Consider the following 24,554-nt stretch of genomic DNA (forward strand, 5'->3'; position numbering starts at 1 on the left):
GCCCGTGGCGCCCGTCCCCACCTCCGCACCACGAGCAGCACGGCCGGCCCCATCGGCCACGAAGAGCAAGGACATCCATGCCCGACAGCACCCAGGTCACGCCCGAGCAGGGCTCCGTCACGATGTTCACGACGACGTGGTGCGGCTACTGCACGCGCCTCAAGGGCCAGCTGACCCGCGAGGGCGTGCCGTTCACGGAGATCGACCTCGAGGCGAGCCCCGAGCACGTCGACTTCGTCGAGCAGGTCAACGGCGGCAACCGCACGGTCCCGACGGTCGTCTTCCCCGACGGCTCGGCGGCCACCAACCCCTCGCTCGCCGAGGTCCGTTCGCGTCTCGCCGGCTGACGGGCCGCGCGACCTCCAGCGTCGGGGCCGCTCGGGCGCCTCAGAAACCGGTGGGGGTTCCCGCCGGGACGACCGACTCGACCGTCTGGCCCAGCCAGTGCTCGATGATGCGCTTGGCGATCGAGATGCCGCTCGGCGTGCGGATCGTGCCGCTGCGCAGCAGGTCGCGGTACTCCTCGCGGCTGACCCAGCGCGCCTCGGCCATCTCGACCGGGTCGATGGTCAGCTCCGTCCCACGGGTCGTCGCCTCGAAGCCGATCATGACCGAGGAGGGGAACGGCCACGGCTGGTTGCCGAGGTAGCGCACCTCGTCGACGGTGACCCCGACCTCCTCGGCCACCTCGCGGGCGACCGCCGCCTCGAAGGACTCGCCCGGCTCGACGAAGCCGGCCAGCACCGAGAAGCGGCCTTCGGGCCAGTGAGCCCCACGCCCGAGCAGCAGCCGCTCGTCGGGGTCGACGACCGACATGATGACGGCCGGGTCGGTGCGCGGGTAGTGCTCGCTGCCCTCCCGCTCGCACCGGCGCACCCAGCCGGCCTGGACGGGGTGGGTGGGGGCGCCGCACCGCGGACAGAAGGTGTGGCTGGCGTGCCAGTTGGCGAGCGCCAGGGCCGTCGTGAAGATCCCGGCGTCGCGCGAGGCGAGCGCCTCGCCCGCCTGGCGCAGGGTCAGCCACCCGTCCTCTGCGGGGTCGCGCCCGGTGTCGCCGTCGGCCACCGGGGTCACGACGCCGACGTATGCCGTGCCGTCCGTGTCGCGGCCGAGATGCAGTCCCAGCCGGCCGGAGTCCGCTGCCTCGGGGGCGCGCAGCACGAGCCGGAGCCGGTCGCCGGCATCGTCGCCGGCATCGTCGCCGGCAGGGGTGCCGTCGCCGGTGGTCGAGCTCGGCTCGACCTGCACCCGGTCGCCGCGGATCTCGACGACCCTGGTGCGTGCGTCGTCGAGCAGCTCGGTGAGGATGTCGGGGCGCCGGCGCTCGAGCGCCACCCGGTCCAGTGAGCTGCGCGAGAGCGCGAGGTCGGCCAGGGTCTCCTCGGTCAGTGCCACAGCGTCCACCCTAGGACGCGGGCGCATCGACCGGCCCGGGCGTCGCCTCCCACGCTCGGCGCGCCGCGCGACCTACGGTGGTCTCGTGACGCGCAGCCCTCTCTTCCTCGCCGCCCTGGCGAGCTCGGCCGTGCCGGGCCTCGACCCGGTGACCGTCGAGGGCGTGGCGAGCGAGCCCGGCGACCTCTTCGAGATCGCCTACGTGCAGGACAGCCAGGACCGCCGGTGGGTCGTCAAGGCGCCGTGCACGCAGGCTGCCGGCGCGATGCTCGACGACATCTCGCCGCTCTCCGGGCTGCTCGGGCGGCGGCTCGAGATCGCCATGCCGATGGTGCGTGGCTTCGCGCCGGTGCCCGAGGGTCGCGCGGCCGTGTACCTCCGCGTCCCCGGACGCCCGCTGGACCTCGCCGGGCTCGAGCCCGGTCCGCTGGCGGCTGAGGTCGGCCGCACCCTGGCCCACATCCACAATGTCGAGCACCTGCTCTTCGAGGAGGCCGGGCGCCCGGCCTACGACGCAGAGGCGCACCGTCGCCGCCGGCTCTCCGAGCTCGACCGTGCCGCCGCCACCGGCCACGTGCCCACCGGCCTGCTGACCCGCTGGGAGCATGCCCTCGAGGACGTGTCGATGTGGCGGTTCGCCCCGACCTCGGTGCACGGCACGTTCACGGGGGCCAACGTCCTGGCCTCCTTCGACGATGACGACGACTCCTCGACCGGCCACATCCGCGGCGTGCTGGCGTGGGAGGAGAGCCGGATCGGTGACCCCGCCGACGACTTCGCCGAGCTCGCCAGCGTCGCCCCGCCGGGCACCGTCGACGCGGTCCTCGAGGCCTACGCCGCGAGCCGCATCGAGCGACCCGACGTGCACCTCGTCCGCCGGGCCCGCCTCGCCGCCGAGATGGCGCCGCTGCGGCGGTTGCTCCATGCGCTCGCCTCCGGACAGCTCGAGGTCGTCGAACGCACCGCCGAGGAGCTGCGTGACCTCGATGCCCGTGTCGAGGCGGACGACCGTCGCCACGCCCGCGAGGACGCCGAGCGCAGCGAGCGCACCCGACGGGCGCAGGACCGGTCCTCCGGGCTCGACCCCGACGACCCCGAGCAGCCTCAGCGCCCCGCGACCGGTGACCGGCCTGAGTACGAGTGGGACGCGACGCAGCCCCACGTGCCCTTCCCGATGCTCGGCGAGACGCAGGCCATCTCGATGCACCCCCTCCTCGAGGGGACGCAGGCGTATGCCGTGTCGCCGCCGGTCGCATTCGAGGCCGACGAGGCCGACGGTGTTGCCGTAGACGCGACGCCCGCTGCCGAGCAGCAGGTCCAGGCCGCCGGGTGGTCGACGCCCTCGGAGGCGATCGAGCACACGCCTGCGGTCGAGGTCCCTGGGCGCGAGGGTGTCAAGGCGGACGACGAGGACGCCGCAGACGCCGTTCGCGGCGCCGAGGACGTGCTCCGGGTGGAGACCGGACGCCAGCAGCCCGGTCACGCGGAGCCCGTGGCGGACTTCCGGCCGGCGCCCGTTCGTAGCGCCGGGAACGTGCGCGGGGTGGAGACCCAACTCCTGCAGCCCCGTCAGGCGGAGCCCGTGGAGGACTCCCAGCCGGTGCCGGTCGTGGCGCCGGACTCCGACGCGTCCCCCTTCGAGATCGACGAGGTCGAGGCGTTGCCCGAGGAGACGAGCGGCGTCCTCGACCTCCACGAAGGGGCCTCGGACTTCATCCCCGTCACCGGTCACGACCATCCGGGCCACGCGCGCCCCGGCGACCGCTGACCGACCCCGCAAGCCGCGCTCTTCAGCTCGAGCGAACTCGCAGCCACACCCACTCGAGTTGGGTAGTGGTGGCGGCCCGGGGCGGCTAGTCGGGGAGGGTGCGGAGGAGGTCGACGAGCGCGTCCTCGCCGGGCAGGTCCGGTCGCACGGTGACCCCCTCCCCCGCGTAGTAGAACGCCGCGTCGACGAGCGAGGGGTCGACGCCGCGCAGGCGGGCGAAGGCGACGGCGTACGCCCCGAGCTGGAGGGCGCGGACCGTGGCGTCGCGCCCGACGGGCCGGGCACCGGTCTTCCAGTCGACGACGGTCCAGCCGCCGTCGTCACGGGCGAACACCGCGTCGACCCGGCCGCGCACGGCGATGCCGTCGATGACGGTCTCGATCGACATCTCGATCTCCTCCGGGATGCGGTCGGCCCACTCGCTGGCGAGGAAGCGCTCCTTCATCGCGTCCAGGTCGCCGTCGTCGGCGGCGCCCTCGTCGGCGCTGCCGGGCAGGTCGAGCAGGTCGACGAACGCAGCCCGCGAGTAGTGCTCCTCGATCCACGCGTGGAACGCCGTGCCCTGTCGGGCCGCCACGGCCGGCGGGGTGGGCATGGGGCGGCGCAACGTCATCGCGAACGTCTCGGCGTCCCGGGCGAGCGACACGACCGCCGAGGCCGACAGGTGGCGCGGGACGTCGACGACGGGCTCGCCCCTCGACCGGCGGGCCGCCTGCTCGGCGAGCAGGATGCGCAGGTCGTCGACGCGCGGATCACCTTGCGGCACAGAGGGACCCGCCTCGACGAGCGTGGCGATGCGTCGGTGGGCGTCGAGCAGCCCCTGCCGCCTCACCCCCATGGGGTCGTGGGGCCACAGCTGCGAGACCGGGACGGCGAGGTGCGGGTTGGTCGGCGCCACGGTCCTGTCCTTGTCGTCGACGACGGGCTCCGGGTCCGCGACCCAGACGGTGCGCGTCACGGCGTCGGGCAGCGCCTGCTCCACCTCGGTCAGGAAGCGCGACGGCACGGACAGCGTCTTCTTCGCGGCTCCCCACAGGTGCGTCGTCAGCAGCATCGAGGACCGCGCCCGGGTCAGGGCGACGTAGGCGAGCCGGCGCTCCTCGGCGACCGCGTGACGGCCTCCGTCGAGCACGAACGCGTCGATGGCGGCACTCAGCGACTTGCGGTCGGGCACGCCGCGCCAGTCGAGGTGGGGCAGGCCGGCGCGGTCGCCCCGGAGGTCGTAGGGCAGCGAGTCGAGCCCGACGAGCCAGCCCTTGTCCTTGACGTCGCCGGAGCAGGCGTATGCCGTGGGGTGGCTGTCGGCGACCGGCGCCACGGCGGTGGCCCCGTGTGCCGGGAAGACGCCCTCGACGAGGGTGGGGACGGCGACGACGTCCCACTCGAGCCCCTTGGCGGCGTGGACGGTGAGCACCTGCACGGCATCGGCGTCGGACTCGGTGTGCCCGACGTCGAGGCCGCGCTCCTGGTCGCGGGCGGCGTCGAGCCAGCTGAGGAAGCCGGACAGGGTCGGCCGGTCGGCGGTGGTGGCGTAGCGCGCGGCGACGTCGGCGAACGCGTCGAGGTGCACGCGGGCCGTCGACGCGGTGTGCTCGGGCCGCGACAGCACCTCGATGTCGAGCCCGATCGCGACCTCCGCCTCGGCGACGAGGTCGACGAGCGGGAGGGCCGTCAGCCGGCGCAGGCGGCGCACGACGTCGCCGAGGTCGCGCAGGCGGTCCAGCGCCTCGTCGCTGATGCGGGCGCCGTCGCGCGCCGTCCACCCGGGGCGGGGCAGGTCGTCGAGTGCCTCGACCAGGGTGGCGGTGTCCGCGCTGTCGGCGGCCAGGTCGGACCCCCGGCGGTCGGCGGCGGCATCCTCCGGCGCGACCTCTGGGCCCACGGTCTCCGATGGGTCGTGCCCCTCCTCCCCCGCGGCGGGCGCACCCGGGCGGGAGGCGCGTGAGTGCAGCTCTCGGGCCCAGGCCCAGAGCCCGGCGAGGTCGGCCGCGCCCAGACGCACGACGGGGCCGGTGAGCAGCCGCATCAGCTGGTCGCCGCGCGACGGGTCCTGCACGACCCACAGAGCCGAGACGAGGTCGCTGACCTCGGGGGTCACGAGCAGTCCGCCGAGACCGACGACCTCGACGGGAAGCTGTCGGCGCCGCAGGGCCTCGAGGACCAGCGGGAAGCTGGAGCGGCGACGGCACAGCACCGCGGCGCTGCGCCCGGTGCGCCGGCCGCTCGGGCTGAACCAGTGCGCTGCGATCCACCCCGCCAGGTGGTCGGCCTCCTCCTCGGCGGTCTCGAGGCGGGCGACCTCGATCGAGCCGACGCCGGCGCCGGGACGGGGACGGAGCGGCTGCACGTGCTCGGTCGCGAGCGGCCGCGCGACGGCGTTGGCCGCCTCGAGGACGACCTCGTCGTTGCGCCAGCTCGTCGAGAGCGGGAGGACGTCGGCCGGGGCACCCCCGCTCGCGAACTCCGACGGGAACCGCAGCAGGGTGGTCGCGCTCGCGCCGCGCCAGCCGTAGATCGACTGGTTGGGGTCACCGACCGCGGTCAGGGCGACCCCGGGGTGGTGGAAGAGGGACCGCAGCAGCTCGAGCTGGGCCTCGGAGGTGTCCTGGAACTCGTCGAGCAGCACGGCCCGGAAGCGCTCGCGCTCGATCTCGCCCACCGCCGGCACCGACCGCGTCAGTCGCGCGGCGATCGCCATCTGGTCGGCGAAGTCGAGCGACTCGCGCTCGCGCTTGAGCGCGAGGAACGCCTCGACGATGGGCAGCACCGTGCGCCGCTCGCGCAGCACGGCGATCGCGTCGCGAGCAGCGGTGAGCGAGCCCCGGCCGTCACCGTCGGGCAGCGCGTCGAGCCGGGCGAGCACCTCGTCGAGGTGGGCCATGACCTCGCCCGGCGTGCGCACGTGCTCGGCCATCTCGCCCGCCAGGGCCATGACGGCCTGGATGACCGTGGCCTCGCTCTTGACGACGTCGTCCATCGGACCGTCCCACCGCGACACGGCCTCGGCGGCTAGCTGCCAGGCCCCCGCCTCGGTGAGGATGCGGAACTCCGGCTCGATGCCCACGCGGAGCGCGTGCTCGCGGACGAGCCGACCGGCATACGCGTGGTAGGTCGAGACGGTGGGGGTGCCGCCCAGCACCTCGGCGCCCGTGCCGTCGTCGGCGGGCGGGGTCCAGATGCCGGCCCGCTCGAGGCCACGCAGCCGCTTGGCGATGCGCTGCGAGAGCTCGGCAGCGGCCTTGCGCGTGAAGGTGAGGCCGAGCACCTGGTCGGGGTCGACGAGGCCGTTGGCGACGAGCCACACGACGCGCGCGGCCATCGTCTCGGTCTTGCCGGAGCCCGCACCCGCCACGACGAGCAGGGGCGCGGCCCCGGCCTCGATGACGGCAGCCTGCTCCGCGGTCGGCGGCGGCATCTCGAGCGCCGTCGCGATGTCGAGGGCGCTGTGCTGCACGACCGGCGCTCCGCCCGGGGCGCTGGGGGTCTCGACGGCGGTCACAGGGCGTCACCCTCGGGCTGGACGGGACACGAAGACCGCACCGGGCAGGTCTCGCACGCCTTGCCCTGGGTCGCGTGGAACTCGCCGGCCCCCATGCCCTCGGCCGTCCGCTCGACGAGCGCCCGGGCCCAGCCCGGGTCGTCGCTGCCCGCGAGCGGTGGCTGCGGCAGCACGCTCGGCTTGAGCCCGGACAGCCCACCCTTGCCGATGAAGACGAGCGCGGCCCCGGCGCTGGAGTCACCGAGGTCCGGGAAGCCACCCGCCTCGACGGCCACCTGGTAGGTGCCGAGCTGGCCGTGCTCGGCGAGCTCGGCCTTGGTCGGCTTGGACTTGCCGGTCTTGAGGTCGACGATGCGCAGGCGTCCTTGGGTGTCGCGCTCGATGCGGTCGACGCGGCCGGCCACGACGGCCCGGCCGACCTCGACGCGGAAGTCGGTCTCGATGCCGACCCGCTCCCAGTCCCTCTCGGCCCCGTCGCGGTAGGACACGAAGCGGGCCACCATGTCGTGCGCCTCCTGGTGGGTGCGGTCGGTGACCCAGCCCGGCTTGAGGCCGAGCCGGCCCCAGCGCTCGTCGACCTCGTGACGCAGCTCCTCGAGGGGCGCGTCGGGCAGCTCGGCGACGATGTCGTGGACGAACGTGCCGACGGACGCGGCCCCGAGGGACACGCCCTCCCCGCCGACCGACGTGAGGAACCACCGCAGACCGCAGTCGGCGAAGTAGGTCACCTTCGACGGAGAAACTCGGACGGCCTCGTCGGGACGGCGCACGGGTCGCTCGCTCGTCACGGACCGCAGCGCCCACCACGACGTCGGGTCGGCGCCGCGCACGCCCTCCCGCGCCGCGGCCGCGAGCAGGTTGAGGGCCGGCTCGGCGACCGCGGGGTCGGGGCTGACGACCTCGCGCCTCAGCTCACCGACCAGGCCGGGCAGCGTCATGGTGCGTGCCACCTCGGAGTGGGCGCGCACCTCGTCGGCCAGGCGGGTGGCCGCGGGCGGGTCGACGAGGTCGAGGTAGACCGACGGCTGCTCGTCCTCGTTGCCGACGGCGGTGACCAGAAGGCGCTCCGTGGCGCGGGTGACGGCCACGAGGAAGAGGCGCGTCTCGTCGTAGCGCACGGCGGCCTGCGCCGCGCGGAACCCAGACGGCCGTTGCGCGACGACGTCGACGAGCTCCTCGGAGCCCAGGACCGAGCCGCGCAGGCGCAGGTCGGGCCAGACGCCCTCCTGGACACCGGCCACGACGACGATGCGCCACTGGCGGCCGGCCGCGGTCTGGGGCGTCAGCAGCGCGACCCGACCGCCGGACTGGCCTCCGACGAGGAGGGTGTCGCCCGGGACGTCCTGGCCCTGGATGTGCTCGAGGAACTTGTCGGGACCTGCCGTGGGCAGCCGGTCGACGAAGGCGCCGGCGGCGTCGAAGAGGGCCAGCACGGCGTCGAGGTCGCGGTCGGCCCGCTCCCCCGACGATCCACCCGACAGCGCCTGCCGGCGCCAGGACTCGGCGACGCCGGCGCCCTGCCAGATGGCCCAGAGCACCGACTCGGCAGTGACGCCACGGTCCCACCGGCCGTCGTCACCGACCCGCGCAGCCTCGGCGCCGGCCGCCAGCGCGGTGGCGACGCGTTCGGCGGGGCGCGCAGTCGAGCCGAGCAGGCGTGCGCGGGCCGGCGACTGGAGCAGGTCGGCGAGCAGCTCGTCGCTCGAACGTCCACCGCCCGAGGCGAGCTCGTCCTGTCGCAGCAGACGGCGCAGCCGGCGCAGGCCCACCGTGTCGGACCCGCCGAGGGGCGACAGCACGAGGTCCGCCGCCCGCACGGGATCGATGACGTGGGTCTCCCCACGGTGCTCGGCCCGCGCGACGGCGATGCTCTCCTCGAGCAGGTGCAGGAGCGGCCGCACGGCACTCTCATCGCGGACCGGCGCCTCGGCGCTGCCGGCCTCGACCGGGACTCCCGCCTGGCCCAGCAGCCGGCGCATCGTGTCGGCGCGCCCGGAGCCTCGGACGACGACGGCCATGTCGGTCCACGGGACCCCCTCGACGAGGTGGGCGCGTCGCAGCACGGCAGCGACGTGGGCCGTCTCCTGCGCGGCGGAACGCAGCAGTGCCACCTGGACGGTGCCCCGCGACGGGTCGACGGGCGCCGGCGTCATCCGCCGCTGCTCGCCACCACCGAGGGCGCCGATGCGCCTCGAGACGCGGTCGGCGACTCCGACCATCGCGGTGCCCAGCCGGTGCGTGCGGTCGAGCACGAGGGTCTCGCAGGCCCCGTCGTCGGGGTCGTCGAGCAGGTCGAAGAGACCGCCGACGAACCGCGGGTCCCGCACCGGCCCGGCGAGGTCGGTCCACCCGTCGGCGAGGAAGCGCGGATCGGCGCCCCGGAAGGTCTGCACCGCGGCATCGGGGTCCCCGAGCAGCACGACGCGGGGTCCCCCGGACCGGGCCACGACGCGCAGCAGCCGGGCCGCGGCCGAGGTGAGCTCCTGGGCGTCGTCGACGACGAGGAGGCGGATGCGCTCGTGCAGGCGGTCGAGCGCCGACGGTTCGTCGTCGAGCAGCTCGGCGACCGCCGTGAGCACCCACGCGGGGTCGTAGGAGCCGTGCCGGCTGAAGGAGGTGACCTGGTCGTACTCACGCAGGACCTGGGCCGCCGCGGTCCACTCGGGACGATCGTGGGTGACCGCGAGGTCCGCGAGCTCGTCCGGCCCCTGCCCGAGCTCGACGGCGCGCATCAGCAGGTCGCGCAGCTCGTTGCGGAAGCCGCGCGTCGTCAGGGCCTCACGCAGCTCCTCGGGCCAGGCCGGTCCCGGCACCTCGCCCGAGGCGTGCCCGGCGAGGAGGTCGCGGAGGATGACGTCCTGCTCGGGACCGTTGAGCAGCCGGGGGGGCGGGTCGCCGCGGAGGGCGGCCTCGACCCGCAGCACGCCGAAGCCGAACGCCTGCCACGTGCGGGCGAGCGACTCGGTGGACGTGCCTCCGAGGCGCGCCGTGACCTGCTGGCGCAGCTGGGCGGCCGCGCTGCGGCTCGAGGTGAGCACGAGGCAGGAGTCGGCGCGCAGGCCCTGGCGCCGGACCGCGTCGACGACGAGCTCGACCGCGAGGGTCGACTTGCCGGTGCCGGGGCCACCGAGGACGCGGAGCACGCGCGCGGACGAGTCGAGGGCGGCCTGCTGGCGCTCGTCGAGCCGCACCTGCACCGGGGCGAGGGCAGGAGCTCGACGGAGGATGACCACCCCCGGATTCCATCACGCCGGACCGACACCCGCCGACGTCCCGCGGCCGCCGCCCGGCCGCGGCCGAAAAGCGGTGGAGCACCGGTGGCCGTCGCGGCTACGGTGCTGCTGCCCCAGCCGCTGCGTCCCGAGGACCTGCCGATGCACCTCCTGTGAGACCCCTCGACCGCTGAACCGTCGTACGGCGCCCGCGCGCCGTGCTCCTTCTGCCTTCGAACTCCTCACAGGAAACCGGTTCCTCTCCGTGCCCACTCACTGGGCCGTCGTGCCCACCTGCCTGCCCAGGGTCGTCCGCCGGTGCCACGCGTGCACCGGGAACCGCTTCCGCACGACCGGCAAGTTCCGCGTCAACGCCAACCACAAGCTCCTCGACGCCTGGCTCCTCGCGCTCTGCGAGGGGTGCGGCGACACGACCAAGCTGACCGTGTTCGAGCGGACCCACGTCCGCTCCGTCAGGCAGGAGCTGCTCGACCGCCTGCACCACAACGACCCCCGTCTCGCGGCGCAGGTGCTGCAGGACGGGACCGTCCTGCGACGCAACCGCATCGCCCTCGACTGGGACGGCGCCTGGCGGCTCGACACCGGCCCGCCGCAGCACCGAGATCCCGCCGCCTGCGTCGATGTGCGGGTGCGCTTCGCCGCACGCATCCCGGTGCGGCCGGTGCGGCTCGTCGCCGAGGGCCTCGCGCTCCCCCGGGCCGAGGTGGAGCGCCTGCTCGTGGCGGGCGACCTCGTGTCGACGGTCCCGCTTCACGCCAGGCGCGCGAGCGACTTCGCCTTCACGCTGAGGCGGTGAGCGGCGGCCCCTCGGGCCCAGCGTGATCGGGCGCCCACGGGCGCGCGTCGGGCCCGGGACGGCATACCTGCTCGTCCCGGGCCCGATCGGCGTGCTCAGCTCACGACCGGTCGAAGCGGTCGGCCTCCATGACCTGGGACCACGCGGCGACGAAGTCGCGGACGAACTTCTCCTTGGCGTCGTCGCTGGCGTAGACCTCGGCGAGGGCGCGCAGCTCGGAGTTGGAGCCGAAGAGCAGGTCGACCCGGCTGCCGGTCCACGTCTGCTCGCCGGCGGCGTTGGTCGCGGTGAACTCGTCGGCACCCTCGCCCACGGCCGTCCACGTCGTACCGAGCTCGAGGAGGTTGACGAAGAAGTCGTTGCTGAGGGTGCCGACGCGGTCGGTGAGCACGCCGGTGCTCGAGCCGCCCGTGTTGGCGCCGAGGACGCGCAGTCCGCCGACGAGGACCGTCATCTGCGGGGCCGAGAGGCCGAGCAGGTTGGCGCGGTCCACCAGGAGGTACTCGGCCGGCACACGACCCGGCTTGCCGACGTAGTTGCGGAAGCCGTCGTGGTGCGGCTCGAGGTAGCCGAACGACTCGACGTCCGTCTGCTCCTGCGAGGCGTCGACGCGGCCCGCGCGGAAGGGCACCTCGACGGTGACCCCGCCTGCAGCAGCGGCCTGCTCGACCGCCACGTTGCCGCCGAGGACGATGAGGTCGGCGAGCGAGACCGTGGCCCCGCCGCGGCCGTTGAAGTCGGCCTGGATGCCCTCGAGGGTGCGCAGGGTCGCGGCCAGCTCGGCGGGGTCGTTGACGTCCCAGCCGCTCTGCGGCTCGAGGCGCACCCGAGCACCGTTGGCGCCGCCGCGCTTGTCGCTGCTGCGGAACGTCGACGCGGACGCCCACGCGGCCTTGACGAGCTGCGTGACGGTGAGGTCGGAGTCGGCGATGGCCTGCTTGAGCGTCGCGACGTCGTGGGCGCCGATCGGCTCACCCGTCGCGGCGGGCAGCGGGTCCTGCCAGAGCAGCTCCTCCTGCGGCACCTCGGGGCCGAGGTAGCGCTCGACCGGACCCATGTCGCGGTGGGTCAGCTTGAACCACGCGCGCGCGAAGGCGTCGGCGAACTCGGCCGGGTTCTCGTGGAAGCGCCGGGAGATCTTCTCGTATGCCGGGTCCACCCGCAGCGACAGGTCGGTCGTCAGCATCGTGGGCAGTCGCTTGGCGCCGCCCTCGTCGGGGGCGGGGATGATCGCCTCGGCGTCCTTGGCGACCCACTGGTTCGCGCCGGCCGGGCTCTGGGAGAGCTCCCACTCGTAGCCGAAGAGCATGTCGAAGAAGCCCTGGCCCCACTGCGTCGGCGTGGGGGTCCACGTGACCTCGAGGCCGGAGGTGATGGCGTCCTTGCCCTTGCCGGAGCCGAAGGACTGCCTCCAGCCGAGGCCCTGCTCCTCGAGGCCGGCGGCCTCGGGCTCCTTGCCGACGTACTTCAGCGGGTCGGCGGCGCCGTGCGTCTTGCCGAACGTGTGGCCGCCGGCGATGAGGGCGACGGTCTCCTCGTCGTTCATCGCCATGCGCGCGAACGTCTCGCGGATGTCGCGGGCGGCAGCGAGCGGGTCGGGCTTGCCGTTGGGGCCCTCGGGGTTGACGTAGATCAGGCCCATCTGCACGGCGGCGAGGGGGTTCTCGAGGTCACGGTCACCGGTGTAGCGCTCGTCGCCGAGCCACTCGGACTCCGAGCCCCAGTAGACGTCGGCGTCCGGCTCCCAGACGTCCTCGCGACCGCCACCGAAACCGAACGTCCGGAAGCCCATCGACTCGAGCGCGACGTTGCCCGTCAGGACGATCAGGTCGGCCCAGGAGAGCTTCTGGCCGTACTTCTTCTTGACCGGCCAGAGCAGCCGGCGCGCCTTGTCGAGGTTGCCGTTGTCGGGCCAGGAGTTGAGCGGTGCGAAGCGCTGCTGGCCGGCCCCGGCGCCGCCGCGGCCGTCCTGCACGCGGTAGGTGCCGGCGCTGTGCCACGCCATGCGGATCATGAAGGGGCCGTAGTGCCCGAAGTCCGCCGGCCACCAGTCCTGGGAGTCGGTCAGGACGGCCTCGATGTCGGCCTTGACGGCGGCGAGGTCGATGCTGTTGAAGGCCGCGGCGTAGTCGAAGTCCTCACCGAGCGGGTTGGCGACCGCGGGGTTCTTGGCGAGCACCTTGAGGTTGAGGCGGTTGGGCCACCAGTCCTCGTTGCTCGTGCCCGCGGGGCGGGTCGAGCGGTCGTGGGCCACGGGGCACTGGGCGGCCTCGGGCTCGTTCATCTCGCCGACTTCGGCGTCAGGCTTGGCGGTGTGCTGCTGCTCAGACACGGGACGTCCTTCTCTTCTTCGGGTGGGCAATCAGGAGACGGCCGCGGCAGCGCACGCGGGACACAGTCCCCAGTACGTCACCTCGGCCTGGTCGATGAGGAAGCCATGGGTGTCGGATGCCGTGAGGCAGGGAGCCTCGCCCACGGCGCAGTCGACGTCGGCGATGGCCGCGCACGAACGGCATACGACATGGTGGTGGTTGTCCCCGACGCGCACCTCGTAGCGGGCGACGGAGCCCGTCGGCTGGATGCGGCGCACGAGGCCGGCGTCGGTGAGCGCGCGCAGCGCGTCGTAGACGGCCTGGTGCGAGACGTCCCCCGCCACCTCGCGGACGCGCCGGATGACGGTGTCGGTGTCGGTGTGCGGGTGGTCGTGCAGGACCGTGAGGACCGCGACCCGCTGGCGGGTGACGCGCAGGCCCGACTCGCGCAGCTGCACCTCCACGGCGGACTCGGGCATGGTCCGAGTCTGTCCCGCTTTCTGGAAACAATCAAGTCTTGTGACGGACTCCGCGCACGTCGCGCTCCGGCGGGACCGACCCTCCTTCTCGTACGATGCGCACGGGGCGGCGAGGCGCGACCGCGCCGCCCGGACTCGGCACCACATCGCACACCCGAGGGCGGCGCATGTCACCAGAGAACGGCTTCCGGGAGTCCCCCTGGCGCCATCTGGCCGCATGGGCCTGGCCCGGCCACCCCGCGACGTGGCGCGAGGTGCCGACGCGGCTGCGACCGACGCTGGGCACCGTGTTCCGTCTCACGGCGGCCGCGGTGGCCGCCTACGTCATCTCCCAGCTGGTCACCCCGGGGACGCCCGACCTCACCGGACCCCTGACCGCCCTGCTCGTCGTCCAGGCCTCGGCCTTCTCGACGATCAAGATGAGTGCCGTGCGGGTGGGCGCGGTGCTCTCCGGCATCCTCGTCGCGACGCTGCTGTCGACGTGGATCGGCCTGACCTGGTGGAGCCTCGCGGCGGCCATCGCCGCGTCCCTGCTGCTGGCCAAGGTGCTGCGCCTCGGCGAGCAGGCCCTCGAGACACCCATCAGCGCCATGCTCATCCTCGGCGTGAGCAACCACGACATCGCGTCCGAGACGCGAATCCTCAACACCCTCATCGGTGCCGCCGTCGGAGTGGCGTTCAGCGTCGTCTACCCGCCCGCCATGCCGATCGGTCAGGCGAGGCAGGCCCTGCTGCGCGTCGTCGAGGCGGCGGCCTCCGCCCTCGACAACGCGGCCGAGGCCCTCGAGAGCGGGCCCGTGACCCGCGACCAGGTCACGGAGTGGATCGACCGGGTGCGCTCGGCCAACCGCGAGGTCGCGCGCGCCACCGAGACCATCGGCCACCTGAGGGACAGCCGCCGGTTCAACCCGCGCGCCCTCGGCACCGTCGACGTCGAGCCCGTCCTGGCCTCGGCGCTCGACACCTTCGAGCACTGCCTGCTCGCCATCCGGGCACTGTTCACCCTGCTCCTCGCCGAGCTGCCGCCCGAGGGCGCGCCCGAGGACCCCTACGGTGACGAGGTGCGCTCGGCGTTCGCCGTCGTGCTGCACGACAGCGCCGACACCCTGCGCGCCTTCGGCGGCTTCGTCATCGCCGAGTCCGAGGGCCGCGAGAAGGACACCGAGCAGGCCCTGGCGACAAGCCTCGACATCCTCCGCGAGACCCAGGCCATCCTCACCGAGCTCATCCTCGTGCGGGCCCGCGAGGACACCTCGTCGTGGCTGCTGCGCGGCTCGATCCTCGCCGCGGTCGAGCAGGTCCTGGCCCGGCTCGACCTCGAGGACCGCGCCCGGGTGCACCAGCAGTGGAAGGAGGAGCAGCAGCGTCGCCCGCTGGCCCAGCTGCCGCGCATCGTGCACGACGTGCTCCCCCACCCGGACCGCCCCTACCCCCGCGGCCTGAGGCGCGACGGCGGCCGACCACGCCGGCGGGGCTGACCGGGCAGACGGCGACGACGGTGACGCAGCACAGACGTGCGGGCCGGCCGACATCCGTCGACCGGCCCGCACGCTCACGCCTTTCCCTGCCGAAAAGTCACTGACCGTCGGCGCTGGGGACGTAGCCGCCCGGGACCTGCGACGGCGTGTAGATCTTCGAGTCGCCCGGGTAGGGGGCGGCCCAGTTGTGCGCCTGGTACCACGTGAACCGGTTCATCAGCTCCGGGCTCGCGGTGTCGGGCGAGGGGTTGCTGCCGTTGAAGCCCTGCTTGACGCGCCAGGCCTCCCACTGCGCCGCGACGGCCTTCTCGGATGCCGGGACCTGGGCCGAGCTCGGCTGCGCCGCAGCGCCGCTCGTCGCAGGCGTGGTGTCCTGGCCGCACTCGGGTGCCGGGTTGACCTGCTCGGTGAGCGGGATCTGGTTGGGCAGCGTGGTGAAGGGCGTCAGGTCCGGCTTGGACTGGAACGCGTCGAACATCGGCGTCGCCGCGGCGAGCTTCTGGTTGAGCGGCTGCGCGCCGAGGATCTGCTCGATGGTGCGCACCATGTTGATCTGCGAGTAGTAGGTGCTGTCGACCTTGCCGTGCTGGGCCCAGGGGCTGATGACCTGCACGGGGGCACGGTGCCCGTCGACGTGGTCGGCACCGTCCTGGCTGTCGTCCTCGACGACGAAGATCGCCGAGTCCTTCCAGTACTTGCTGTGCGAGATCTCGTCGACGACCTTGCCCACGGCGAGGTCACCGTCGGCCACCTGCGCCCGGGCGTCCGGGGCGCCGCCGGTGTGGTCGCTGGAGAGCCACAGCATGTTGAAGTTGGCCGGACCCTCCTTCTCGAAGTGCTGCTTCCAGAGCTGGAAGCGGTAGATGTCGGGGATGTTGACGTCGAACTTCGGGTAGTCGTGCTGGGTGATCGCGTTGAGCGACGGGATCGGCGACTGCGTGTCCGACTTGACCGAGGGGTCCGTCAGCGCGCTGGGGTCGCCGCCGGCCTCGACCTGCTTGGCGGTGCAGTAGTACTTCTGCCACGTCGCACCGGCCGGCTTGGTGAGGAACTGGGTGAACTCGCCGTAGTTCCGGGCGGTCTTGCCCGCGGACTGCACTGCGGTCCAGAGGAATCCGGAGCGCTGGTGCCCGAGGGCGTCGTCCTCCGTGTCATAGCTGCGCACGTACTCGCCCGCGCTGGACTCGGTGTACTCCGGGTTGTCACCCTGCATGAGCCAGTTGTGGCCCTCGGCCGAGTTGGTGCCGATGTCGTAGAGGTTGTCGTAGAGGCCGAACTGCTTGGCCAGCGCGTGCTGGTTGGGGGTGACCTTCTGGCCGAACTGCACGAGCGAGGGGTCGCCGTTGCCGCGGCTGTCGTCGCCGTAGACCTGGTCGTAGGTCCGGTTCTCCTTGACGATCATGAAGACGTGCTTGATCGTCGACGGGTCGCCGAGCCGGACCGGGACGGGCACGGCCTTGGCGCGCTTGCCCTCGGCCTGCTTGACGTCGTCGTGACCCCAGTCGTTCTGGGCGAAGACCGTCGCGGTGTAGCGGTCGATCGCCTTGTCGCTCGGCATCGTGAAGCTCGTGAGGGACGCGGTCGTGCTGTGCGTGTCGTGTCCGCTCACGACCGGCACGCCGTAACCCTTGTTGGTGGTGATCGCCGGGCCGCGCGCGTCGATGCCGCGGGTGTTGGTGACGACGACGCGGTTGCCGACCGTGGCCACGTCCGAGGGGTAGTAGTCGGTCGGCAGCAGACCGACGTAGCTCACCGGCGCCTGCGGCGTGCCGGCGTAGCGGTAGACGGCGACCGCGTTGGCGCGGCCCAGGGTGACGAGCAGGCGGCCGTCCTTGGTCAGCGCGATGCCGGTGGGCTCGTAGCCGACCTTGGCCTTGGGCCACGGCTGCGTCGCGATGGTCTGGACGACGGCGTCCTTGCGGGTGTCGACGACCGACACCGTGTCGCTGTTGGTGTTGGCCACGAAGAGGGCGTTGCCCGCGGCATACATCGCGGTCGGGTGCAGCCCGACGTCGATCGACCGGACGGCCGAGGACGGGGCGGCGGTGTCGATGACGCTGACCGTGCCCGTCGTCGTGGTGCCGAGGTAGGGGTCGGCCGGGACGTCGGTGCCGTAGGAGTTGATCGTCGGCTCACCGGGCTTGGCCTGCCGGCCTCCCTCGTTGCTGACGTAGAGCTTGCCGCCGACGAACGTCAGGTGCCTGGGGGCGGTGCCGACGTGCCAGGTCTGCTTGACGGCGCCGGTAGCCGGGTCGAGGGCCACGACGGTGTTCTGGCCGTTGACGGCGACGTAGAGCGTCGAGCCGTCGGGCGAGTAGACCGACTTGCCGGGCAGCGCGGACTTGCCGCCCTCCTGGGGGAGCGGGAAGCGGGTCGCGGTCCCGAGCGTGCCGTCGGCGTTGACCGGGAAACGGGTCAGGGCGTCCTGCTGGGAGAGCCAGAGGAACTTGCCGTCGGGCGAGTAGGTCGGGCCCTCCTGGCCCACGCTGCCGTCGGTCAGCTTCTGGTCGACCCCGGCGGCCTTGCCGACCCGGTAGATCAGCTTGCCTGCGGCCAGGTCGAACACCTGGAGCACGACGCTCTTGTCGGCGCTGCTCGCGGCGAGGAAGCGACCGTCGGCGCTGACCGTCGAGCCCATGAACTTGCCGTACTGGGTCATGATCCGGTCACCGATGGGCTTGATGACCTGGTTGTCGGAGACCTGGAGCCCGTTGGCGTACTCCGTGCCGACGGTGTGGTTGCCGAAGCCCCCGGTGGCGGCGGTGGCGATGCCGCCACCGACGATGGTCAGGGCCGCGGTACCGGCCGCGGCGACACGGACCCTGCGGGTGGTGCGACGGCGCTCAGGAGCCGAGCCGGAGCCGGAGAGCCGTTGACGAGTGACCTGCATGATCATCCTTTCGAGGTACTGCTGGAGGTACTGCTCGAGGACAGGTCGACGAGGCTGTCGATCTGCCACAGGGGGTTGGCCGCGTCCCCGCTGGGGGTCCGCACCTGGAAGTAGCCGTTCACTTCCTTCGGGCCGTCCCCGTCAGCGACGTAGCGCCCTTCGGCGGCCACGTCGAGCTGGTAGAGGGCCGTGCCGACGGCGGTGGCACCGGGGATGTGCCACGACACGGCACAGCGCCAGTCGTTGCCTGCGCCCTCGTCGTCGCCCGGCGACCCGCCCCGGTAGCACGCCGCGGTCACGCGCAGCTGCTCCTCGGTCACGTCGGGGCGGTGCAGCTCGCGGGACTGGAGCCGGTAGAGGTGGGCGAACGAGGCGGCGAGCGAGCTCTCGACCTTGGCGCGGTCGATCCCCGAGCCGTCGGCGGGCGTCACCACCGCGACGACGGCGATGCTGACGGCGGCCAGGGCAGCCACGGGGAGCGCGCCGACCGCCAGTGACCGGCGCCCGGGACCGTCGTAGGCGACGTCGGTGAAGTCCCGGCGCACGAAGACCCGCAGGGCCAGCGCCGTGGCGACGAGCACCCACGCGACGCTGACGAGGACCCCGACGAGCAGGGGTCCCGTCTGCGGCGGCTCGGTGAAGAGGCCACGCCAGGAGAGGAACCCCTGGCTCGGCAGGGCGAGACGGACGGCAGCGGGCAGCGGCAGCAGCTGCGCCGCCTGCAGCACGAAGGCGAGGATCGCCGGCAGGAGCAGGCCCATGGGTGAGCGCCCGAGGGCGACCGACCCGAGCAGGCCCACGGCGGCGAACGCGAGGGACGCGACGATGGCGCAGGCCCAGGCGAGCAGCACCAGGCGGGCACTCTGCCCCGGGTCGATGATCTGGCCGGTGAGGCCGACGAGCTCCCGGTCACCCATCACGGCCAGGCCGCCGCCGATGCTCGAGACGGCGAGACCGACCTCCATCGCCAGGATCACCGCAGTGCTGGCGAGGGCCTTGGCCGCGAAGATGCGACGCGGTGACCGCACCGCCATGAGGAGGTGGCGCCACGTGCCCAGCCGGTCCTCGGCAGCGAAGACGTCACCGGCCACGAGCGCGGTCAGCAACGGCAGCGCCCAGGTGGAGGCGAAGCCGAGCACCACGAGCGAGCCGGCCCAGCCGGTGGCGAACATCCAGCGACCGAAGACCGTGTCGCTCGGCAGCGCGCTCTGCTGGCCGACGGCGACGATGAAGGCGGCCGGCGTCACCCAGCAGGCCAGCAGCACGACCCGGACGCGCCACAGGGTGAGCAGCTTGACGAGCTCGAAGCGCAGCACCGGCGCGAGCGCCGCGGGTCGGGCGGGGCGCCCGGCGCCCTCGGGAGACGGATGCGCCGGGGCCGCACCCGGGCCGCCTGCGGGGGTGCGTGCTGGGTCTGTCGCCGGCGTGGGGGCCGAGGCGGACACGGTCGCGGACGTCGGGCTCATCGGGCACCTCCGGCGGGAGCGGGCACGGTCGGCGAGGTCTGGTCATGCGCCGGCGTCGCCGGCGTCGCCGGGGTCGCCGGGGCCGTTGGCGTCGCCGCGTCTGTCAGGGCGAGGAACGCCGCCTCGAGGGGCGTCACGGTCGGGCCGAGGCCGCGGACGGCCACACCGGCGCCCACGAGCCGGACGACGAGCTCGTCCACGGCGCTGACGGGGCCGCGCGCGACCACGACGTCGTCCTCGGGCCGCAGGCCGTCCGGATCCGTGACCAGCTCGAGTCCCGGAGTCTCCGTCACGACACGGCGGGCGACCACGGGGTCCGAGGTCGCGACCCGGTAGTCGAGGCGTCCGCTCTCGGCCGCGAGCTTCTCGACCGGCCCGGAGAACACGACCCGCCCGTTCGACAGCAGCGTGACCTCGGAGCACAGGGCGGCGACGTCGTCCATGTGGTGGCTGGAGACGACCACGGTCGCTCCGGCGGCAGCGAGCTCGCCGAGCAGTCGGTGGATGTGGCGCTTGGCTGCGGGATCGAGGCCGTTGGACGGCTCGTCGAGCACCAGCAGCCGAGGGCGGGTCAGCAGGGCGGCGGCGAGGCCGAGCCGCTGGCGCATCCCCAGCGAGAAGCCGCGGGGCCGTTCGTCGCCGACGTCACTGAGGCCGACCTGCTCGAGGGCCTCGTCGACCTCGCGCGACCGGTCCGACCGGTGCCCGCGGAGCGAGGCGAGCGCCGCGAGGTTCTGCCGCGCGGTCAGTGACGGGTAGAGGCCGGGACCGTCGAGGAACCCGGCGACGCCTGCGGGAGTGCCCAGCACCCGGTCGACGGGGGCGCCGAGGATCTCGAGGGTGCCCCGGTCGGCGACGGAGAGCCCGAGGAGCAGGCCGAGCAGCGTCGTCTTGCCGGCACCGTTGGGGCCGACCAGGCCGTGCACCTGGCCGAGGGGGATGTCGAGGTCGACACCGTCGAGGGCGACCACGTCGCCGAAGTACTTCGTCGTGCTGCGGGAGCGGACTGCGGCCGAGCTCTCCATGCGGTCCTCCAGATCGTCGAACGACGACGACGCTAGAGAGGCTCGGAGGGCCGGGGGCGGCGGGAGGCTGAACCCTCGGCAAACGTCACATTTCGCCCAGGCAGACGACGGTCGGGGCGACCTACAGGTCGGGCGCCACGACCTCGACCTCGAACCCTTCGCCGCTCTCGAGGTAGGCGGCATAGTGCTGCGGCCCCCCGGCATACGGGTGCGTGTCGGCGAACATCAGCGTCCACCCGCCGTCGGCGCAGCTCTCGGCGATCGCATCGACCTCGGCACGTGAACCACCATGGAAGGCAAGGTGGTTCAGCCCTGCCCGCGTGCGCTCGTGGCGTCCGGGGACGACGTCGGGTCCGGCCTCGAGGACGACGTAGAGCGAGCCGAGCTCCCACGCCTGCCCGTGGCCCCAGTCGTCGCCGAGGTGGTAGCCGAGGCGGCCGAGCAGCCAGCCCCACTCGCGCCCCGCCGCGGCGATGTCGTCGACCCAGATCTCGACGTGGTGCAGGCCGCCACGAGGACCGGCTCCTGCCGCGGCCGGGGACGCCGCTCCCCCGAAGTCCCACCTGGCAGCCGGCATGTCGGCCCGTCCGCCCTCGACGAGCCCGCCGACCATCGGCGTCCCCTCGGCGCGCCAGTGCTCGAACGCCTCGTCCTCGAGCCCCTGCGGTGGGCGCCCGTCGGAACGGATGACGCGCCACCACGGCAGGTCGGAGCCGTAGCGGCTCATCACCGTGCCGACCGTCCGTGGGCCCATCCCACCGAGGCGCTTGGCGATGTCGCCGTAGGCGAGCACCCGTCCCTCGGGGATGGTGGCGACGAGGTCGAGCACCCGCTCGGCGTGGTCCTCCAGCGACACGGGCGTCCTCTCAGTACTCGGGCTGGCTCGGGTCGATCTCCCGGAGGTAGGCGAGTATGCCGCCCTCGACGTTCGCGACGTCGGTGAGCCCTGCGCGCAGCGCCAGACGAGTGGCCTCGGCCGACCGTCCGCCGACCTTGCAGTGGATGAGCACCCTTCTGTCGGTGGGCAGCTCGTCGAAGGCCTCGCCGGAACGGAAGCGGTCGAGGTGGATCGCGACCGCGCCGGGGATCGAGGCGATGGCCCGCTCCTCGTCCCCTCGGACGTCGACGAGGAGCGGCGGCCGTTCGGCTGCGAGCTCGTCGGCCATCTCGCGGACGGTGACCGTCGGCAGGTCGCCCTCGTCGTGGGCGGCCGCGCCCGGCACGCCGCAGAACTCGACGTAGTCGATGAGCTCCGTGACGGTCGGCTCGTCTCCGCAGACGGGGCACTGCGGGTCGGCCCGCACGGTCAGCGTGTCCCACGTCTGGCGCAACGCGTCGTGCACCATGAGGCGCCCGACCAGGGGCTCGCCGATGCCGAGGAGCAGCTTGATCGCCTCGGTGGACTGGACCGACCCGATGGCCGCGCAGAGCACGCCCAGCACGCCGCCCTCGGCGCAGCTCGGCACGGACCCCGGCGGGGGCGGCTCGGGGAAGACGCAGCGGTAGCAGGGCCCCTGGCCGGCCCACCACACCGAGACCTGGCCGTCGAAACGCAGGATCGAGCCCCAGACGTGGGGCTTGCCGAGCAGGACGCAGGCGTCGTTGACGAGGTAGCGCGTCGGGAAGTTGTCGGTGCCGTCCACGACGAGGTCGTAGCGGCCGATGATCTCGAGGGCGTTGGAGGAGTCGAGCGCGACGTCGTGGCGCTCGACGGTGACGTGCGGGTTGACCCGGTGCACGGCTGCCTCGGCGGACTCCGTCTTGGGGCGCCCGATGTCGGCGTCGGAGTGGATGACCTGCCGGTGCAGGTTGGTCAGGTCGACCACGTCGGCGTCGACGACACCGATGGTGCCCACGCCGGCGGCGGCGAGGTAGAGCAGTGCGGGCGAACCCAGACCGCCGGCACCGACGACGAGCACCCGCGCGGCGGCGAGGCGCTCCTGGCCGTCGCGGGCGACGTCGGGCAGCAGCAGGTGACGGGCGTACCTCGTCGTCTCGGCCGTGCTGAGGGCGCGACCCGTCTTGACCAGCGGATCCGTCGGCATGCCCTCACCGTACTGCTCGGTATGGTGAGACGGACACGGTCGTCTGCGAGGGCGGACGGCACGGACCGACGAGCAACGCGCCCAGACCCGAAGAGGATCCGCATGGCAGACGACACGACCCCGCCAGGCCGCGGCCAGCGGTTGCCCCGCTCCGAGCGGCGCGCCCAGCTGCTCGACGCCGCGCTCGGGGTGTTCGTCGAGAACGGCTACCACGCGGCGGCGATGGACGACATCGCCGCTCGGGCCGGCGTGTCCAAACCCGTGCTCTACCAGCACTTCCCGGGCAAGCTCGAGCTCTACCTCGCGCTCATCGACCAGCACACGGGGGAGCTCGAGCAGCTCGTCCGCGACGCCCTCGCGCTCTCGGACAACAAGTCGCGCATCAACACGATGACGCGCGCCTACTTCGACTTCGTCGGCCAGGAGGGTGCGGCCTTCCGGCTCATCTTCGAGTCCGACCTCGCCAACGAGCCGGAGGTGCGCAAGCGCCTCGACCAGATCGACCTCACGTGCGCGGAGGCGATGGCGACGATCATCCGCAGCGAGACCTCGATGGACCAGGAGGAGGCGGTCCTCGTCGGCGTCGCCTTCGTCGGCTTGGCCCAGACGTCGGCGCGCCACTGGCTGACCCACGAGGCGAGGCTGTCCAAGGAGACGGCCGTGCGGATCACGGCAGCCCTCATCCGACGCGGCTTCGGGGCCTTCCCGCTCGTCGGGCGCGCGGACGGCAGGAGCGAGACCGCCGAGACCGTCGAGACCACCGAGACCGTCGAGGGCGACAGGCCCGGCGGCACGGCCAGGGAATCCGTCGGCACGCCCGCTGGTTAAGGTGACGACAGGGCGCGGTCGACCGCGTCCACCAGAACTGAGAAAGCAGGTTTGACGTGGAGGTCCGCATCGGCGTGCAGAACGTGGCGCGCGAGATCACCTTCGAGACGACGCAGTCGTCCGACGAGATCCACGCCGCCGTCAAGGCAGCACTCGGGTCCGACGTCCTCGAGCTCGTCGACGACAAGGGCGGGCGCGTCATCGTCCCGTCCGTGTCGATCGGCTACGTGACGACGGGTGCCGAGCGCAAGAGTGGCGTCGGGTTCGGCGCCCACTGACTGGCACGAGAACAGCTCTCCCGCAAGGGAGCACGCGCTCACGTCGCACCTCGGCGTGACGGCGTCGTGACGGAGGGCGCCGATCCATCGCGGATCGGCGGCCTCCGTCGTCCTCCCGCGCGGCCGGGTGTGGCTGCTGGGGGCAGGCTGGGTACAAGGTGGGAGAACGAGCCGGAACCGCCGGGTCGTCGCCGCCCGCATCGCGGGCACGAAGGAGGAGGCACCGAGATGATCGGAACCATCCTTGCCGCCCTCGTGGCGGGTGCGATCGTGGGACCGCTGGCCCGACTGGTGCTCCCGGGCAGGCAGCACATCGGCGTCCTGCTCACGGTGGTGCTCGGCGCCATCGGTTCGCTCATCGGGGCCTTCATCTACTACAAGGCGACCGGAGTCAGCGACACCAAGGGGATCGACTGGATCTCGGGCCTCATCGGGGTCGTCGTCGCGGCCGCGCTCATCGTCGGCTACGGCATGATCACCGGCAACCGGCAGACGCGCTGAGACTCCGGGCGGGCGCCGCGTCGCGGCACTCGTCACCTTCGTCCCCCGATGGGCGGAATCCCGTGGAAATGGGACCCGCCACATCCACCACTCCCGCCCCAAGCGGTGGGACATTGAACTCGTTGCACGTACTCGTCCGCACCCCTCGCGGATCAAACGGTCACCCCGGTGACCAGAAGGAGCTGTGACACATGGTCAGCACCATCATCGGAGCCATCATCGTCGGCGCCATCATCGGCGCGCTCGGTCGGCTCATCCTGCCCGGCAAGCAGAACATCTCGATCGTCGTGACGATCCTCATCGGCATCGTCGCCAACGTCATCGTGACGTTCGTCGTGCGCCAGCTCGGCTACTCCAACAGCGGCGGCGGCATCGCCTGGATCCCGCTGATCCTCGGCGCCATCGTGGCGGCGATCATCATCGTTCTCTACGGCCGCATGAGCCACAAGTCGGTCTGACCGACGCAGCGACCGAAGGGCCCGACCACCTGGTCGGGCTCTTCGTCGTGTCCCGGGCGGACCGCCCTCGGCTGCACGCCACCGAGGGCGTATGCCGTGTGCT

General features: G+C 73.0%; 18 protein-coding genes. 8 read left to right on the forward strand and 10 right to left on the reverse strand.

Translation table 11 applies throughout. The features are described 5' to 3' along the window. Positions 1-77 precede the first annotated feature (77 nt). Positions 78-347: a mycoredoxin gene (locus tag ABD297_RS16455; RefSeq protein ID WP_344256124.1), complete on the forward strand. Its 270-nt coding sequence runs from the start codon at positions 78-80 to the stop codon at positions 345-347. 40 nt (positions 348-387) lie between these two features. Here the strand turns inward: ABD297_RS16455 and nudC are convergent, their stop codons facing one another. Continuing rightward, on the reverse strand, positions 388-1,404 hold the full coding sequence (gene nudC / locus ABD297_RS16460; RefSeq protein ID WP_425581185.1) for an NAD(+) diphosphatase: 1,017 nt from the start codon (positions 1,402-1,404) through the stop codon (positions 388-390). Between the two features lie 76 nt (positions 1,405-1,480). On the opposite strand from nudC, the gene ABD297_RS16465 reads away from it, so the two are divergent. Beyond that, positions 1,481-3,163, forward strand: a complete 1,683-nt coding sequence (locus ABD297_RS16465; protein ID WP_344256127.1) for a phosphotransferase — start codon at positions 1,481-1,483, stop codon at positions 3,161-3,163. Between the two features lie 85 nt (positions 3,164-3,248). Here ABD297_RS16465 and ABD297_RS16470 read toward each other — a convergent pair whose 3' ends face one another. Both ABD297_RS16470 and ABD297_RS16475 read right to left on the reverse strand, forming a co-directional pair. Next, a complete protein-coding gene (locus ABD297_RS16470; protein ID WP_344256128.1) occupies positions 3,249-6,662 on the reverse strand; it encodes an ATP-dependent helicase in 3,414 nt (1,137 codons plus the stop codon). Beyond that, a complete protein-coding gene (locus ABD297_RS16475; protein ID WP_344256129.1) occupies positions 6,659-9,895 on the reverse strand; it encodes an ATP-dependent helicase in 3,237 nt (1,078 codons plus the stop codon). Before ABD297_RS16475 ends, ABD297_RS16470 begins: the two co-directional genes overlap by 4 nt. A gap of 244 nt (positions 9,896-10,139) precedes the next feature. Here ABD297_RS16475 and ABD297_RS16480 point away from each other — a divergent pair, with 244 nt between their 5' ends. Then, complete coding sequence (locus ABD297_RS16480) at positions 10,140-10,691, forward strand: DUF1062 domain-containing protein (RefSeq protein ID WP_344256130.1); 552 nt, start codon at positions 10,140-10,142, stop codon at positions 10,689-10,691. 100 nt (positions 10,692-10,791) lie between these two features. Here the strand turns inward: ABD297_RS16480 and katG are convergent, their stop codons facing one another. Continuing rightward, positions 10,792-12,975, reverse strand: coding sequence for a catalase/peroxidase HPI (gene katG, locus ABD297_RS16485; RefSeq protein ID WP_344256214.1), 2,184 nt, complete (start codon positions 12,973-12,975; stop codon positions 10,792-10,794). A gap of 78 nt (positions 12,976-13,053) precedes the next feature. Continuing rightward, positions 13,054-13,482, reverse strand: a complete 429-nt coding sequence (locus ABD297_RS16490; protein ID WP_344256131.1) for a Fur family transcriptional regulator — start codon at positions 13,480-13,482, stop codon at positions 13,054-13,056. A 167-nt stretch (positions 13,483-13,649) separates the two neighbouring features. On the opposite strand from ABD297_RS16490, the gene ABD297_RS16495 reads away from it, so the two are divergent. After that, on the forward strand, positions 13,650-14,960 hold the full coding sequence (locus tag ABD297_RS16495; protein ID WP_344256132.1) for an FUSC family protein: 1,311 nt from the start codon (positions 13,650-13,652) through the stop codon (positions 14,958-14,960). Positions 14,961-15,057: 97 nt separating this feature from the next. Here the strand turns inward: ABD297_RS16495 and ABD297_RS16500 are convergent, their stop codons facing one another. The 5 genes from ABD297_RS16500 to moeB form a co-directional block, all read right to left on the reverse strand. Then, the gene (locus ABD297_RS16500; RefSeq protein WP_344256133.1) at positions 15,058-17,850 is read right to left on the reverse strand and encodes an alkaline phosphatase family protein; all 2,793 of its coding nucleotides are present in this window, start codon (positions 17,848-17,850) and stop codon (positions 15,058-15,060) included. 2 nt (positions 17,851-17,852) lie between these two features. Then, the gene (locus ABD297_RS16505; protein WP_344256134.1) at positions 17,853-19,316 is read right to left on the reverse strand and encodes an ABC transporter permease; all 1,464 of its coding nucleotides are present in this window, start codon (positions 19,314-19,316) and stop codon (positions 17,853-17,855) included. After that, positions 19,313-20,341: an ABC transporter ATP-binding protein gene (locus ABD297_RS16510; protein ID WP_344256135.1), complete on the reverse strand. Its 1,029-nt coding sequence runs from the start codon at positions 20,339-20,341 to the stop codon at positions 19,313-19,315. The genes ABD297_RS16505 and ABD297_RS16510 overlap by 4 nt, the downstream gene beginning before the upstream one ends. 121 nt (positions 20,342-20,462) lie before the next feature. Continuing rightward, the gene (locus ABD297_RS16515; RefSeq protein ID WP_344256136.1) at positions 20,463-21,197 is read right to left on the reverse strand and encodes an MGMT family protein; all 735 of its coding nucleotides are present in this window, start codon (positions 21,195-21,197) and stop codon (positions 20,463-20,465) included. A gap of 10 nt (positions 21,198-21,207) precedes the next feature. Further along, a complete protein-coding gene (gene moeB / locus ABD297_RS16520) occupies positions 21,208-22,386 on the reverse strand; it encodes a molybdopterin-synthase adenylyltransferase MoeB (protein ID WP_344256137.1) in 1,179 nt (392 codons plus the stop codon). Positions 22,387-22,488: 102 nt separating this feature from the next. On the opposite strand from moeB, the gene ABD297_RS16525 reads away from it, so the two are divergent. The 4 genes from ABD297_RS16525 (at position 22,489) to ABD297_RS16540 (ending at position 24,451) form a co-directional block, all read left to right on the forward strand. Continuing rightward, complete coding sequence (locus ABD297_RS16525) at positions 22,489-23,214, forward strand: TetR/AcrR family transcriptional regulator (RefSeq protein ID WP_344256138.1); 726 nt, start codon at positions 22,489-22,491, stop codon at positions 23,212-23,214. A gap of 56 nt (positions 23,215-23,270) precedes the next feature. Further along, positions 23,271-23,492 carry a DUF3107 domain-containing protein gene (locus ABD297_RS16530; RefSeq protein WP_344256139.1) on the forward strand — a complete coding sequence of 74 codons (222 nt, stop codon included), beginning with the start codon at positions 23,271-23,273 and terminating at the stop codon, positions 23,490-23,492. A 228-nt stretch (positions 23,493-23,720) separates the two neighbouring features. Next, a complete protein-coding gene (locus tag ABD297_RS16535; RefSeq protein ID WP_344256140.1) occupies positions 23,721-23,993 on the forward strand; it encodes a GlsB/YeaQ/YmgE family stress response membrane protein in 273 nt (90 codons plus the stop codon). 191 nt (positions 23,994-24,184) lie between these two features. Continuing rightward, a complete protein-coding gene (locus ABD297_RS16540) occupies positions 24,185-24,451 on the forward strand; it encodes a GlsB/YeaQ/YmgE family stress response membrane protein (RefSeq protein ID WP_344256141.1) in 267 nt (88 codons plus the stop codon). Positions 24,452-24,554 lie beyond the last annotated feature (103 nt).

Source organism: Terrabacter carboxydivorans (assembly GCF_039532035.1).
Lineage (GTDB): Bacteria > Actinomycetota > Actinomycetes > Actinomycetales > Dermatophilaceae > Terrabacter > Terrabacter carboxydivorans.

What these genes read in the sequence shown, in the direction of transcription:
- ABD297_RS16500 (WP_344256133.1), bottom strand. Translation starts at nt 17,850, where the DNA reads ATGCAGGTCACTCGTCAACGGCTCTCCGGCTCCGGCTCGGCTCCTGAG.
- ABD297_RS16455 (WP_344256124.1), top strand. Translation starts at nt 78, where the DNA reads ATGCCCGACAGCACCCAGGTCACGCCCGAGCAGGGCTCCGTCACGATG.
- ABD297_RS16525 (WP_344256138.1), top strand. Translation starts at nt 22,489, where the DNA reads ATGGCAGACGACACGACCCCGCCAGGCCGCGGCCAGCGGTTGCCCCGC.
- ABD297_RS16495 (WP_344256132.1), top strand. Translation starts at nt 13,650, where the DNA reads ATGTCACCAGAGAACGGCTTCCGGGAGTCCCCCTGGCGCCATCTGGCC.
- ABD297_RS16540 (WP_344256141.1), top strand. Translation starts at nt 24,185, where the DNA reads ATGGTCAGCACCATCATCGGAGCCATCATCGTCGGCGCCATCATCGGC.
- ABD297_RS16490 (WP_344256131.1), bottom strand. Translation starts at nt 13,482, where the DNA reads ATGCCCGAGTCCGCCGTGGAGGTGCAGCTGCGCGAGTCGGGCCTGCGC.
- ABD297_RS16535 (WP_344256140.1), top strand. Translation starts at nt 23,721, where the DNA reads ATGATCGGAACCATCCTTGCCGCCCTCGTGGCGGGTGCGATCGTGGGA.
- ABD297_RS16510 (WP_344256135.1), bottom strand. Translation starts at nt 20,341, where the DNA reads ATGGAGAGCTCGGCCGCAGTCCGCTCCCGCAGCACGACGAAGTACTTC.
- katG (WP_344256214.1), bottom strand. Translation starts at nt 12,975, where the DNA reads ATGAACGAGCCCGAGGCCGCCCAGTGCCCCGTGGCCCACGACCGCTCG.
- moeB (WP_344256137.1), bottom strand. Translation starts at nt 22,386, where the DNA reads ATGCCGACGGATCCGCTGGTCAAGACGGGTCGCGCCCTCAGCACGGCC.
- ABD297_RS16505 (WP_344256134.1), bottom strand. Translation starts at nt 19,316, where the DNA reads ATGAGCCCGACGTCCGCGACCGTGTCCGCCTCGGCCCCCACGCCGGCG.